The following is a 13268-nucleotide window of genomic DNA, read 5'->3' as shown; positions in this document are numbered from 1 at the left end:
GTCCGCTCACTGCTCACAGGTCACCATGCTTTCGCACGAACCGCTTCAGAAGCTCGACATCATCGCGCCCGATCAGATCGGCGCCCATCTCCCCGCGCACGTCGCCGCGTCCATCGAAGGCCGCGACATCGTCGTGTTCTCCGTCACCGACGACGCATCCGACACAGCCGACTTCAGCGCGCGCTACGGCTTTCCGATGGAAGACTGCGCGAACACGATCGTCGTCAAGTACAAGAAGGACGGCGGCGAGCATCTGGCCGCGATCGTGACGCTCGGCTCGCTGCGCCTCGACGTCAACGGCGCAGTGAAAGCTGTCCTCGGCGCAAAGCGCATTTCATTCGCGCAGCGCGAAGTCGCAACGGAACAGAGCGCGATGGAGTTCGGCGGCATCACGGCGTTCGGCCTGCCCGCGAACTGGCGTGTTCTCGTCGATGCCGGCGTGATGGAACGCCGCCAGGTGGTGATGGGCGCGGGCATTCGCAAGGCGAAGCTGTTGCTCGCACCGTCGATGCTCGAGCAACTCGACAACGTCGAAGTCGCGCAACTGACATTGCCGCCGGACGCCCCCGCAGCATCTTGAACAACGGCGCATTGAAAGCGCGAAGAAGTCTCGCGCATTCAGTGCGCCCCGCCGCCGGCCTCAACACCAGAAGCCGCTCAGCCAAACAGCTTGGCCGCCGTCTTCGCGACCAGTTCGCCCTGATGCCGCGCGCCCTCGAGATCGATTGCGCTCGGTTGACGCGAACCGTCGGCTGCTGCGATCGTCGTGGCGCCATAAGGTGCACCGCCGACGATCTCCGTCATGTTCATCATCCCCTGATGGCTATACGGCAAACCCACGATGATCATGCCGAGGTGCATCAGGTTCGTGATGATCGAGAACAACGTGGTCTCCTGGCCGCCATGCTGCGTCCCCGTCGATGCGAACGCCGCGCCGACCTTACCGTTCAGCGCGCCTCGCATCCATAGTCCGCCCGTCTGATCGAGAAACGCGGCCATCTGCGACGACATGCGCCCATAACGTGTGCCCGTGCCGACCACGATCGCATCGTATTGCTCGAGATCGGCGACCGTCGCAACGGGCGCCTGCTGATCGAGCTTGAAGTTCGACTTCTTCGCAATCTCTTCGGGCACGGTCTCCGGCACGCGCTTGATATCGACCTGCGCGCCCGCGCCACGCGCGCCTTCCGCGATGGACTCCGCCATTTTTTCGATGTGCCCATACGACGAGTAATAGAGAACGAGAACCTTGGCCATTGCGATCTCCTGACGAGTGTGCGAAGCGTGCATGCTTCGCGTTTGAGAGAAGGCGGCATCGATTGCCGTGCCGCTAACGATACTCCCGTCGCGCTGCACATGTCTTCGCAAGAGCACGCACCGCGCGAACGCATTGCATCGACGCGCGCGGCGCGCCACAAGCTTTACGCCCCGTTACACAAGCGACATCGTCGTTTCACCTGCACGCGGGAGCGGCCCCTAGAATGCCTTCGGCTGATTCATAGCTCTTATACAGTTCACTGAAGGAGAACACATGATCCGTTTGCCCATCGCTTCCATCGTCTGTGCATCCACGACCAGTCTGTTGCTGTTCGCATCGGCGGTGAACGCGCAAACCACGCAACCGGCACAAGCCGCGTCCGCGGATTCCGTGCGGCTGCATGCAGCCGACCAGACCTTCGTCAACGACGGCACGCAAGCCGTGGCCACGCAGCGCGATGCCGCGCGTATCGCGACGTCGCGTTCGACGGACCGCGACGTGAAGGCATTCGCCGAAAAGGCCGCCGCCGACAACCTCACGATCGCCAATGCGCTGCGCGCGGCGAGCCCGCGCGGCGTCGACGTGCCGCACAACAACCCGGATACGGCGACGCTCGACAGCATCAAGAATCTGCGCGGCGCGGAATTCGACAAGACGTATATCGAGCAGATCGCCTTGAGCGGCGAGCAGAAGACGCTGTCGGCATTTCAGGCGGAGATCGCATCGGGACGCGACGCGCAGTTGAAGGAAGCCGCGCAGAAGGCGCTGCCCATCATCCAGGCGCAATACGCGGCCGCACAGGAACTGGCGAAGCGCAAGCATCTCGCGACGCAGTAAGCACACGGTTTCGATAGAAGCCGAAGTTCGAACAGGCGCATCGCGGCATCGCCGCGCGATGCGCCTGTTTCATTCAGGCGTCGGCTCGGCTTCCTTCGCGGACCAGCTGACGCTCGACACGCTCTTCTCCATGCTGATCCGGCTCGCCATCAATTCGAGCTTGGCCTGATCCTTCGGGTGCATCCGCAACGTCGCCGTCACCTGAATACGCGACGGATCGTCTTCGACATCCTCGCTCGTCAGACTCTGAAACGACAACGGTTGCGAATACATCGAGTTCGACAGCACCGTGCGAATGTGGATTTCGTCGTGCTCGCGGCACACGACGGTCAAAACATATTCCCGCACGAGGTCCGCGCTCGACACCGGCGTCGCATTGATCGCGCGGCTCACTTCGCGCAACACCGTGTTGGTCGCAAGCACGACCACCGTGCCCGCAAGCGCCGGTCCGTAATGCCCCGCGCCGCACAGCACGCCGACGGCCGCCGAGCACCAGAGCGTCGCCGCCGTATTGATGCCCTGGATCGAGCCCTTGTCGCGCATGATCACGCCGCCGCCCAGAAAGCCCACGCCCGACACCACATACGCGGCGATCTGTGTGACGCCCGCGACACCATTGCCCGTCAGCATGCCGAGCGTGACGAACAGGCAAGCGCCGCTCGCGACGAGCGTGATCGTGCGCAGCCCCGCGGTGCGCTGCCGCATCTGACGTTCGAGACCAATTGCCACGCCGCACGCAAACGCGGCGAGCAGCCTCCAGATGAAATCCGCTGACATTTCGTTTGACTAGCTGACGCAGGACCGACGTGGAATGAAGCCCGGTTGCTCGATCCGGGGGCATGGGGACGATATCCCGAGGGGGCTGTGTATCAGGTCTGTGTTACGCGATCATGTTGGTCGCTGAATGAGTACGATTGCCGCGACGTGCCAGGCGATCGACACGTGAAAATGCCATCCGCATAAAACCGGTTGCGCTCGATCATGCCTCGTTGCGCCGTCAACCCCTGAGGCAACCTCTCCGCTTTCCCAATCCTCCACGGTCAGAGTTTCCGAACGACCGCTGTTCTTGAGTCAAGTTTCCCGATTTGGCAAACGTTTGCGGTTTGCATATCAAGTTCGACGCAATCCTGCCGACAAATCCGAAATAGCGTCAACGACTTCTGGGAGCAGCTCGTGAAGCAGCTTGCGTTTTGTATGGTGATCGCGGCACTGGCCGGTTGCGCGCAATTGCCCGCCAATACGGCGCCTCAGGCGGAGAAGCCGCCCGTTTCGAACGATGTCATCAGTTTTACGATTCCGCCCGACGCGCTCGGCGCCCGCGATCCGCAACTGTCGGCCGTGCTCGCCAAGGCGGGTGCGCTGGCCGCCGCGCAGAAGCAGCCGACCACGATTCTCGTCACCGCACTCGGCCAGGATCTGCCGTACCTGAACCAGGCGATCTGGCGTGGCGTGCCGTCGCAGCATCCCGCGAAGCTCAGCCTCGAGAACCTGACGGCGGGCGCGAACCAGCCGTATAGCGTGTCGGTCCGGCCGACGGCCGCGACGCCATGAGGGGAACCCACGTCATGTTCCGCACTGTCATCTTCTCAGCGAGCCTCGCGCTCGCCATGTGCATGAGCGAAGCCGCGCACGCGGGCCAGCCGGCCGTCGCCGGCGCGCTGTCGGCGAACGGCGCCAACAGCACGAATAACGCCACTAGCGCAGCCGCGACAGCCGCCGCCGACAAGGTCTATCCGCCGCTGCCGACGCTCGCGATGCTGCCGCCCACGACCGACGACGACGAGCCGCTCGCCCCGAAGCCCGCCGCAAAAAAACGCAAGGTGCGCGCCGCCGTCGACGTGCGGCCCACCGCGCCCGCCGCGCGCCTCGTCGTGTCGGACGCTTCGCGCACCTATCTGCGTTCGGTCGACAAGCAGCTCGACCTCGCACTGGCGAAGTAACCGCTGATCCGCGAACTCAACGGAGCGTCACACGTGTTCAACCATCGACTCCGCGCCGCGCCCCGCTCGCTGCGCCCGCTCAGATGCGCGCTAGGCGCGCTCGCGCTTTCGCTTGCCTCGTTGACGTGCGGCACGGCCCGCGCCGACGACTGCTTCGAGCAGGCTGCCGTCTATCAGGGCGTCAATCCGCTGATCCTGCGCGCCGTCGCTTGGCATGAATCGAAAGGCGATCCCGCGGCCGTCAACCGCAACGCGAACGGTTCGATCGACGTCGGCCAGTTGCAGATCAACTCCGTGCACTTCAGCGATCTGAAGCGCCTGGGCATCCCGCATCGCGCGCTCACCGATGCTTGCGTGAACATCTATGTCGCCGCGTGGCTCATGAAGCAGAAGATGGTGAAGTACGGCAACACGTGGCGCGCGATCGGCGCATATCACTCCGAGTCGCCGAAAGAGCGCGACGCTTACGCGCGCAGCATCCAGAAGATTCTTGTCGCATGGGGCGAACTGCTGCCTGCAGCGCGCTGAGGCCAACGACGCGCGCTTACTTGCGGGATTTGGTGAGCCGGTGTCCGAGGCCGAGATTGGTCGCGATCTGCCATGTATAGACACGCGAGTAGCTGACACCGAACCGGGCGCGTATCAGCTCGCGCAGACGGTTGCTGGTCCATGCATCGGACGGAAAGCCGTGAATGCCCGCGGGCCCGCTCAGCGCGGCCGCAATCCACTGCATCGCGGCTTCGTCGAGTACCGACGAACGGCCGCCCACACTCATCTGCCGCAACGACTCCAGTCCGCCCTCGTTCACCAGCGCGCGATACTTGCGCACGGTGTTCTCGGAGATATGCAGTTGCGCGGCGACGTCGCTGACGGACGCGCCCTCCATCAGCATCTTGCCCGCCGCGAGCCTGCGCATGACAGTCGGCAATGCTTCGTTTCGTGAAGGCATGAGCGGTCTCGCTGACGGTCGGAAGACGCAAGCCCGAGGTGCCGCACGAAGGACCCGCGTGACGCATGACATGACACAAGACAAAAAACCAATATATGTTCCGGGCCCCGTTGTGTCGGCTGCCCGTAAAATTTCATGAATATGAAAAAACCATTTGCGGATTTTATTGCGTTGCCATTAACGTCAATAAACAGTCAAACCATTTCGATCAACAATAACAGTCCTCGAAATTTTTCAACAGCATTACATTGCTCGCCTTGAACTTACCGAAATCGTTTGCTAGCATGCTGTAACAGCTACTCGCACCGAGTACAAGCCCAGTCTGACAATCCGCACTTTGGTCCGTGCGCCTGCTACGTTTTCAAGGGAACGTTGTATGGCAAGACCTCGCTTCAAAATCGAACCGCTCGATTGCATCGTCAATGATCATTATTCACGCCTGGTTCGCGGCTCTAAAAAGCGGCGTGTATGGGCATGCTCAAAGAAAATGCTTTTGCATAATTGAGTTAAATCAATATTCCATCGTAGCAATACAAAGTCATCTAAAAACGGCATAACCGGATAATCGGAATCGCCTGTGGCGCAGCATGCTCATGCTCATGCTCATGCTCGCGCGACGGCGCATCACGCGCGGAGGTCAGGATGGAAGCCGAACGGGTCGAGCGTATCGTGTTGGCACTGCGACGCGCCGCGGAACATGAGCGTCTCCTCAGTTATCAGCGATTTCACGCCATGTTCGGCGCGGGCGATCCGCTCACCGCCCGCTACGACGCACTCGAGCGCGCCATCGCGTCGCTCGGCGAAGTGTCGGACATCGATTACGGCGTGCTGCTTGCGCTGAGCAACGGCTTGCCCGGCCCCGACTTTTTCCGCCGCTACCAGAAGCATCGCTATGCCGACTACGTCGCGGTCATGGGACCGCCCATTCATCGCCAGTCGGTCAAGCGCAAGCGCCTGCTGGTCGAGGCGGAACGACGCCGCGTCTATGAAGATGCAAGAAGAAAAGCGGCGAACCACGCCGCCGAACCCGCCTGAATCCGATCGCCGGTATCGCGCCCCGCTAGTCGCGACCCTCCGGCCCACGGACCGCAGGCCCATTCAAACGAGGAGTCTCACATGCAACTTGCAGCTCGCCGTCCGGTTCGCCTCCTGGCCATCGCAGCCGCATGTGCTGCGCTCGCCGCACCCGCCATCGACGCTCACGCGCAGGACAATCCGGCATCCTCACCCACCCCGAACGCGGTCGGTACGGCCGCCGTCGCCGAAGTAACGGCGCATATCGTCAAGATCGACGCCGACAACAACGAAGTGACGATCCGCGGGCCGCGCGGCGAAACGACGATCGTCGATGTCGATCCCGATGTCGGCGACGTGAAGAAGCTGAAAGTCGGCGACGAGGTGCATATCTCGTACAAGGGCGCGCTGTTGCTGACGGCGGACAAGGTCGACACGAAGGGCGTGCGTTCGCGCGTCGAATCGCAAACGACCACACCCGCGCAAGGCGGCGCGTCGACGCAGACGCGCCACGTCGAGGTGGTCGCGACCGTGCAGAAAATCGATCGCAAGAAGCGTCTGGTGACGCTGCGCGGCCCTCAACGTACCGTGGTCCTGCAAGTTTCGGAGGACGTGCCGCTCACCAAGATCAAGGTGGGTGACAGCATTCGCGCGACCTACGTGTCCGCGACGGCCGTGCAGATCATGCGCAACGGCGCGCCAATCAAATAACCACCCGTTTGCATGACTCCGTCTCGCCTTGCCGGCGAGACGGGCCGCAGCAGATCGTCTCGCAGTCCCGCATGGTCGACCGATGCCTATCGAACCCTGGAATTCCCCGAAGCGCCGCGCGCGCCGCAAAATGATCTGGAGCAAGGCACACGTCGTGCTGGCCGCGATCGGCACCTTGTCGGCCGTCGCAGGCATTGCCGTCGCGATCAACGGCGGGCTCGAATTCAACCGCACCAAGGTATTCGTCGGCGTCGGCATCATCATCGTGTCGACGGTCCTCTACGTGTCGATGCTGTTCGTCGACGACTAGCGCAGACGCGCTTACCCGACGAGCGTCGCCACGCGATTGCGCCCGCCGCTCTTTGCCTTGTACATCGCGCGGTCCGCTTCGTCGACGAGTGTGCGCCCGAGGCTGTCGAGATCGGCGCCCTGGTGCATCCCATGCGCGGATACGCCGATCGACACCGTCAAGGGAATGCGCTTCCCATTCTCCGCGCTGTCGTTCGGGCTGTCGCTCGGGCTTTCGTTCGTGCTTTCGTTATCCCGCAGGTCGAGTTGCGCGACGGCCGCGCGCATGCGCTCGGCCACGACGAGCGAGTCCTTCAGGTCGCCTTGCAGCAGCACGGCAAATTCTTCGCCGCCGTAGCGCGCAATCGTGTCGCCGAGGCGCGTCTGCTTGCGCAGACAGGCGCCGACCATGGCCAGCGCGCGGTCGCCGACAGCGTGACCGTACGCATCGTTGATCGGCTTGAAGCCGTCGATATCGATGAACAGGCAGCCAAGCGGCAGCCGGTAGCGCGACGCGCGCGTCGTCTCTTCGCGCAGGCGTTCGTCGAAATAGCGGCGGTTGGGGAGGCCCGTGAGCGCGTCGGTTGCGCCAAGCCGTTCAAGCTGCTCGCGATGCGCGACGTTGTCGAGGCTCGCCGCGACGATCACGGTAAAGCGCTCCAGCATGTCGGTCGCCATGCCGGGCGCAAAGCGGCTTTCGTTGTCGCTCGCGAGGCACAGATAGCCGCTCGGCTGCCCGTTCGTCGCGAGCGGCAGCAGCGCGAGGCTGGCAGGCCGCGGCTCGCTGCCGAAGCACGCATTGCGCGCCGCGTCGTCCATCGCCGCCGGCGCGCCGAGCCACGGACGGCCCTGAGAACACAGCCGCGCGGCGGCATCGCCCATCTCGCGTGAAGTTTTCAGCGACGATGCGGCCTTGCCGTTGTTCCCGTCGGCACGTTTCGTCCCGCTACTCGCGTGACGCAACGCCAGTTCGTGCAGCAGCGGCAGCGTGTCGTTGAGCCACAGCGTCACGCGCTCCAGTCCGAACTCTCGCGGCAGATAGTCGAGCAGCACACGACAAAGCGACGGGAAATCCTGCGCGCGGATCAATTGAAGCTCGACATCCTGGAAGCGGCGCAACGTGCGTTCGTTGCGCTGCACCGTATCGACGAGTGCGCGAAGGCGGACGGACTGGGGCGTATGTGTTGTGCTCATCTGGACCGTTGCATTGGGGCCCGCGACAGAGGCCCAACGTCTGGTTATCGGCCTCGAAGCGCGTTTGCTTGAGGCCGTGCGTGCAACCAGACCGGTTCAGATGTGTCCGCAACGAATCCGCTTACGAGCGCCGGCCGAGCGCTTCGTCGATCTTGCGGTCGGTGTTGTACTGGCTGAGCGCGTACACGGACCAGATCGCGGCAGGCAGCCAGCCGATGATCGTGAGTTGCAACACCAGACAAATGATCCCGGCGAACGGTCGACCAATCGTGAAGAACTGGAACCATGGCAAAAGCAGGGCAAGCAACAGACGCATTGGCATTTCCTTCTGGTTGAAAAACTTCGGTTACACGTTGCGGCGCACGTGGACGGCGGTTCCATAGCACAGCACTTCCGCCACGCCCGCGCCGATCTCCGTCGCATCGTAACGCATGCCGATCACGGCATTCGCGCCGAGCGTCGCCGCTTCCGCCAGCATGCGCTCGTAGGCATCCTGCCGGGCGCGCTCGCACAGCGACGTGTACAGCGAGATATTGCCGCCAAAGATAGTCTGCAGCCCCGCACCGATCGAGCCCACCACCGAGCGCGAACGCACGATGATGCCCCGCGCGATGCCAAGCGACGCATCGACGGTGTAGCCTGGCAAATCGAAGGCCGTGGAGACCATGTTTCGTTCGATCATGTCGTTCCCTTCCCTGTTGCAGCTTGTTCGATCAGCGTCCCGCCGCCCATAGCAGCGACAGGCCGGACGACAGCATCAGCCCGTCCACGACGAGCCTGAATGTGCCGGGACTCATGCGCACGACGATGCGTCGCGCGCAGAACGCGCCCACCATCAGCGCCGAGCCTGTGATCAGGCCATCCAGCACGACGTGCAGCGGCAGCGCGCCGAAGTGGTTGAACGTCGCGACCTTGGCGGCATAGACGGCGAGCGAGCCGGCCGCTTCCGTCGCGAGAAACGCGCCTTTCACGAGGCCATACCCCATGAACACGGGCACCGTGATCGGCCCCGTCGACACGACGATGCCCGTCAGAAAGCCGACGGGCGCGCCGATCGCCGCCAGGTGCCATGGCGAAAAGCGCACCGAGCGACGCGCAAGCCAGCGCCGTACCGGCACCATCGCGACGAAGAAGAGGCCGAGCGCGATCTCGACGGCATGCGGCGGCAGCGCGAGCAGCGTGCGCACGCCGAGCGCCGCGGCCGGCACGGCGGTCGAACAGTACGCGCCGCAGGCGCGCCAGTCGATCTCCCGCCACCACGCGAGGACCTTGCCGAAATTGCCCATGATGGCCGCGATCGCCATGACGGGCACCGCCTGCTGCGGACCGTACAGCATCACGAGCACGGGCATCAGCATCATCGACGAGCCCGTGCCGATCACGCCGCTCAGCGTGCCCGCCGCGAGGCCGACGGCGAGAACCAACAGATAACCCATGCGCATCCCCGAAAAACGCGTTGGCGCCATGCTACTGGAAAATGGCGGCACATCAGTCAAACCTGTGACGAATCCCGCGCGCCAGATTTTTTTTGCCCGCGTTGCTGCATCCAATTGCTGCTACAACTCGTAATGCATACGAGCGCAGCTCGCGCTTTTTTTGTCTGCGGAATACGCGTGCGTGTAGCGGCGCGTGTGTCGACGTGTGCGGGATAGACCTGAAGGGAAGCGCGATGTTGAGTGAGTCCAACAGAATGTTCGTTGCGGGCGGCCTGCTGATCGGCGCGCTGGCCCTTGCGACGCTCGGGCTTCGGTTCGGCAATCGCGAATCGGCAGCGAAGGATGCGGACGGACGGGTCGATAGCGCCCTGTCGTCCGCCGCGCGTCCCGTGACGCCCGACGCGCCTATCGAGGACCCGCGCAACGCGGGCATCGCACGCGTGCTGCAGGCGGTGCACGACAGCCTGCAACGCGGCGACCTCGCGTCCGCGCACGTGCTGCTCGACGCGGTGCTGACGATGCGCAGTGACGAGCCGCAAGCGCTGCTGCTGAAAAAGGAACTGGATGCACGCGAAGCGCAGGCGCGCGAATTACGGGCGGCCACACGGGATGAGCCAAGCGCCGCGCAGCCGCCCGCACGTACCCATACTTCCGTGAAGACGACGCGTGCGCGGCCTGCAACGTCGCGTCATGTGACTGACACTTCGGCCCGCGACCAACCCGCAATCGATGCAACGCCGCGCAACGATATCCGTTCTGGCAGCGCGACCGACAATGCAACGGCCAGCGATCACGCGGCCGACACGGCTTCGCTTCAAACTCATGCGCAGCCTGAAACGGTCATCGCCTCGACGGTGCACACGGCGGCGGCGGCCGCCGAACCCGTCGAGCAGCCGCCGGCACCCGCCGCCGGGCCATCGACAGCGCAAATCCATGAGCCCCCTGCTCCGCCGCCCGCCGCCGCACCCAGCGACGGCCCGAAGACACGCGCCCAGGTGCGTGACGAACTCAGTCGCGCACGGACGAATGGAACGATGTCGCGCTTCGGCAACCCCGATCCCTATGGCCCGGGCGGTTCGCCGAGGGACAACACGCAGCCTGCGATCCGGACCTGGTAGTCTTCATAATTTGGTCCGCATTGCGAACCACCAACATGAATCAATTCGCTCGCGTACGCGCCATCGCCCATCTGCGCGTCGCGGAATCTTTAGTGGTTAACCCCGCCAATTCCGCGTCATCAGCTATCTCACAATAGCCACGAATCCCACGCCAGATCGCCCCGCACGGCCAACTAGCGGATCCATCGACCTCGCTCTACAATGGTCCGCTATGCGAACCCTATCGGCACAGGCGATTGACACGGAGTTGAGCGACATGACAGCATTCGCCCGAAGTACCAAGGCAGGAGACAAGCGCGACATGCGTCCGAAGCAGCCGCAAGAGCACCGCGATATCGCGCGTTTCGACAACGAGCCGTATGAAACGGATCGCGAGTTCGTTACCGCACTGGCGCGCGGACTGGAGTTGCTGCGCTGTTTCGGCCTGAAGGAACGGCATCTCGGCCTGACCGAACTGGCGCGTCGAACCGGCTTGCCCAAGGGCACCGTCGCGCGGCTCGCCGGCACGCTCGCGAAGCTCGGCTATTTGCGCTACGAGGAAGCGCTCGGCAAGTACAGCCTCGGCACGGGTGTGCTGTCGCTCGGCTACGCGATGTTGTCGAACCTCGACATTCGCGACCTCGCGCGCCCGGTGATGCAGGAACTCGCCGAATATGCAGGATGCTCGGTCGCGATCGGCGTGCGCGACCGGCTGTCGATGATGTACGTCGAATGGGTGCGCAGCAGCGCGCCGATCACGGTGATGCGCAGCATCGGCACGCGCCTGCCAATTGCGACGACATCGATGGGCCGCGCGTATCTCGCCGCCGCCACCGATGCCGAACGCAACGCGGTGCTCGACCAGGTGCGCGCGCAGGACGAAACCGCCTGGACGCGCATCGAAAGCGGCATCGACGAAGCAATAAAGGATTACGCCACGCGCGGCTTCTGCCTGTCATATGGCGACTGGGATGCGGACATCGCGAGCGTCGGCGTGCCGTTCACGGCGCCCGACGGCACGCAGATGGCCTTCAATTGCGGCGGGCCTGCCTTCGTGCTGAGCCGCGACAAGCTGGAGAACGACATCGGGCCGCGCCTCGCGGGTCTTGTCAAACGAGTGGAGGCCGCCATCGGGCGGCGATGAAGAAGAACCGGCGCGGCGCGCATCGCGCGTTCATGCGAACGCGACAGGCGAACCGCGTCATAGCACACAGGTAAAACGATGATCCGCGATCAGGAAACACTGTCCATTCTTCTCGATTCGCTGTCGCGCTTCGTGCGCGAGCGTCTCGTGCCCGCCGAAAACGAAGTCGCCGAAACGGATGAAATCCCCGCCGGCATCGTCGGCGAGATGCGCGAACTGGGTCTCTTCGGGCTGTCGATTCCCGAGGAATACGGCGGCCTCGGACTGACGATGGAAGAAGAAGTGCTCGCCGCATTCGAGATCGCGAGGACTTCGCCTGCGTTCCGTTCGCTGATCGGCACGAACAACGGCATCGGCTCGCAAGGGCTCATCATCGACGGCACCGACGAGCAGAAGCACTACTATCTGCCGAAGCTCGCATCGGGCGAACTGATCGCATCGTTCGCGTTGACGGAGCCGGGCTCGGGTTCGGATGCCGCGTCGCTGCGCACGACGGCCGTGCGCGACGGCGACCATTACGTGATCAACGGTACCAAGCGCTTCATTACCAATGCGCCCGAAGCGGGCGTCTACACGGTGATGGCGCGCACCAACCCCGAGATCAAGGGCGCAGGCGGCATCTCGGCGTTCATCGTCGAGAAAGGCACGCCCGGACTGTCGCTCGGCAAGATCGACAAGAAGATGGGCCAGAAAGGCGCGCATACCTGCGACGTCATCTTCGAGAACTGCCGCGTGCCCGCGGCGAACATCATCGGCGGCAAGGAAGGCGTCGGCTTCAAGACGGCGATGAAGGTGCTCGACAAAGGCCGCCTGCATATCTCGGCGATCTGCGTCGGCGCAGCCGAACGCATGCTCGACGATGCGCTGCGTTATGCGATGGAGCGCAAGCAGTTCGGCCAGCCGATCGCCGAGTTCCAGCTCGTGCAAGCCATGCTCGCCGACAGCCGCGCGGAAATCTACGCCGCGCGCTCGATGGTGCTCGATGCCGCGCGCCGCCGCGACGACAAACAGGACGTATCGACGGAAGCGTCGTGCTGCAAGCTGTTCGCGTCGGAGATGTGCGGACGCGTCGCGGATCGCGCGGTGCAGATTCACGGCGGCGCGGGGTATGTGTCCGAGTATGCCGTCGAACGCTTTTATCGCGACGTGCGCCTGTTCCGCATCTACGAAGGCACAACGCAGATCCAGCAACTGGTGATCGCGCGCAACATGATCCGCGACGCCAGCCGCTAGTGATTCAAGAACATCGATCGAGGCGAACAATGCAGTCGCCTTGATCGATGTCATTGCTTTTGTTCCACCCACCCACTCCGGCATATTTCAGATTGCCAGAAAAATCATCCCGACCTACACTGGGTTGTTGACGCAATGCAACAAGCACCGGGTCGCGCAGCCTGCGT

At 63.5% G+C, this 13268-nt stretch carries 18 protein-coding genes; 11 read left to right on the top strand and 7 right to left on the bottom strand.

All coding sequences use genetic code 11. From position 1 onward, the window contains the following. Positions 1–25 precede the first annotated feature (25 nt). Complete coding sequence (locus PPGU16_RS27450) at positions 26–580, top strand: YbaK/EbsC family protein (protein WP_180723521.1); 555 nt, start codon at positions 26–28, stop codon at positions 578–580. Between the two features lie 77 nt (positions 581–657). On the opposite strand, the gene wrbA is transcribed toward PPGU16_RS27450, so the two are convergent. Then, positions 658–1257: an NAD(P)H:quinone oxidoreductase gene (gene wrbA, locus PPGU16_RS27445; protein WP_180723520.1), complete on the bottom strand. Its 600-nt coding sequence runs from the start codon at positions 1255–1257 to the stop codon at positions 658–660. 274 nt (positions 1258–1531) lie between these two features. On the opposite strand from wrbA, the gene PPGU16_RS27440 reads away from it, so the two are divergent. Beyond that, on the top strand, positions 1532–2095 hold the full coding sequence (locus tag PPGU16_RS27440) for a DUF4142 domain-containing protein (RefSeq protein ID WP_180723519.1): 564 nt from the start codon (positions 1532–1534) through the stop codon (positions 2093–2095). Positions 2096–2164: 69 nt separating this feature from the next. On the opposite strand, the gene PPGU16_RS27435 is transcribed toward PPGU16_RS27440, so the two are convergent. Then, positions 2165–2872 carry an MgtC/SapB family protein gene (locus tag PPGU16_RS27435; protein WP_180723518.1) on the bottom strand — a complete coding sequence of 236 codons (708 nt, stop codon included), beginning with the start codon at positions 2870–2872 and terminating at the stop codon, positions 2165–2167. Between the two features lie 417 nt (positions 2873–3289). Here PPGU16_RS27435 and PPGU16_RS27430 point away from each other — a divergent pair, with 417 nt between their 5' ends. From PPGU16_RS27430 to PPGU16_RS27420, 3 genes are read left to right on the top strand one after another with little or no spacing between them, the layout of a single operon-like run. After that, positions 3290–3646, top strand: coding sequence for a hypothetical protein (locus PPGU16_RS27430; protein WP_180725229.1), 357 nt, complete (start codon positions 3290–3292; stop codon positions 3644–3646). Positions 3647–3660: 14 nt separating this feature from the next. Beyond that, positions 3661–4035 (top strand): hypothetical protein, encoded by a 375-nt coding sequence (locus tag PPGU16_RS27425; protein ID WP_180723517.1) that lies wholly within the window; start codon positions 3661–3663, stop codon positions 4033–4035. 33 nt (positions 4036–4068) lie between these two features. Next, on the top strand, positions 4069–4563 hold the full coding sequence (locus PPGU16_RS27420) for a lytic transglycosylase domain-containing protein (protein WP_180723516.1): 495 nt from the start codon (positions 4069–4071) through the stop codon (positions 4561–4563). Between the two features lie 16 nt (positions 4564–4579). On the opposite strand, the gene PPGU16_RS27415 is transcribed toward PPGU16_RS27420, so the two are convergent. Then, positions 4580–4984: a helix-turn-helix domain-containing protein gene (locus tag PPGU16_RS27415; RefSeq protein ID WP_180723515.1), complete on the bottom strand. Its 405-nt coding sequence runs from the start codon at positions 4982–4984 to the stop codon at positions 4580–4582. A 642-nt stretch (positions 4985–5626) separates the two neighbouring features. Between PPGU16_RS27415 and PPGU16_RS27410 the strand changes: the two genes are divergently transcribed. The 3 genes from PPGU16_RS27410 (at position 5627) to PPGU16_RS27400 (ending at position 7019) form a co-directional block, all read left to right on the top strand. Then, positions 5627–6019: a hypothetical protein gene (locus PPGU16_RS27410; RefSeq protein WP_180723514.1), complete on the top strand. Its 393-nt coding sequence runs from the start codon at positions 5627–5629 to the stop codon at positions 6017–6019. An 81-nt stretch (positions 6020–6100) separates the two neighbouring features. Beyond that, complete coding sequence (locus PPGU16_RS27405; protein ID WP_180723513.1) at positions 6101–6709, top strand: hypothetical protein; 609 nt, start codon at positions 6101–6103, stop codon at positions 6707–6709. An 82-nt stretch (positions 6710–6791) separates the two neighbouring features. Continuing rightward, a complete protein-coding gene (locus tag PPGU16_RS27400) occupies positions 6792–7019 on the top strand; it encodes a DUF2964 family protein (protein ID WP_180723512.1) in 228 nt (75 codons plus the stop codon). Positions 7020–7030: 11 nt separating this feature from the next. Here the strand turns inward: PPGU16_RS27400 and PPGU16_RS27395 are convergent, their stop codons facing one another. The 4 genes from PPGU16_RS27395 to PPGU16_RS27380 all read right to left on the bottom strand — a co-directional run bounded on the left by PPGU16_RS27395 (position 7031) and on the right by PPGU16_RS27380 (position 9627). Further along, complete coding sequence (locus PPGU16_RS27395; protein ID WP_180723511.1) at positions 7031–8191, bottom strand: GGDEF domain-containing protein; 1161 nt, start codon at positions 8189–8191, stop codon at positions 7031–7033. Positions 8192–8312: 121 nt separating this feature from the next. Then, the gene (locus PPGU16_RS27390; protein ID WP_007586056.1) at positions 8313–8507 is read right to left on the bottom strand and encodes a YqaE/Pmp3 family membrane protein; all 195 of its coding nucleotides are present in this window, start codon (positions 8505–8507) and stop codon (positions 8313–8315) included. 30 nt (positions 8508–8537) lie between these two features. After that, the gene (locus tag PPGU16_RS27385; protein WP_180723510.1) at positions 8538–8873 is read right to left on the bottom strand and encodes a YbjQ family protein; all 336 of its coding nucleotides are present in this window, start codon (positions 8871–8873) and stop codon (positions 8538–8540) included. Positions 8874–8904: 31 nt separating this feature from the next. After that, positions 8905–9627, bottom strand: coding sequence for a sulfite exporter TauE/SafE family protein (locus tag PPGU16_RS27380; RefSeq protein ID WP_180723509.1), 723 nt, complete (start codon positions 9625–9627; stop codon positions 8905–8907). A gap of 233 nt (positions 9628–9860) precedes the next feature. Between PPGU16_RS27380 and PPGU16_RS27375 the strand changes: the two genes are divergently transcribed. The 3 genes from PPGU16_RS27375 to PPGU16_RS27365 all read left to right on the top strand — a co-directional run bounded on the left by PPGU16_RS27375 (position 9861) and on the right by PPGU16_RS27365 (position 13101). Then, complete coding sequence (locus PPGU16_RS27375) at positions 9861–10745, top strand: DUF4148 domain-containing protein (RefSeq protein ID WP_180723508.1); 885 nt, start codon at positions 9861–9863, stop codon at positions 10743–10745. A gap of 256 nt (positions 10746–11001) precedes the next feature. Next, complete coding sequence (locus tag PPGU16_RS27370; RefSeq protein ID WP_180723507.1) at positions 11002–11868, top strand: IclR family transcriptional regulator; 867 nt, start codon at positions 11002–11004, stop codon at positions 11866–11868. A gap of 78 nt (positions 11869–11946) precedes the next feature. Continuing rightward, positions 11947–13101: an acyl-CoA dehydrogenase family protein gene (locus PPGU16_RS27365; RefSeq protein ID WP_180723506.1), complete on the top strand. Its 1155-nt coding sequence runs from the start codon at positions 11947–11949 to the stop codon at positions 13099–13101. Positions 13102–13268: the final 167 nt, after the last annotated feature.

It is taken from the genome of Paraburkholderia largidicola, assembly GCF_013426895.1.
Lineage (GTDB): Bacteria > Pseudomonadota > Gammaproteobacteria > Burkholderiales > Burkholderiaceae > Paraburkholderia > Paraburkholderia largidicola.
The sequence above is the reverse complement of the archived record's forward strand: the minus strand, read 5'-3'. Positions and strand labels throughout refer to the sequence as shown.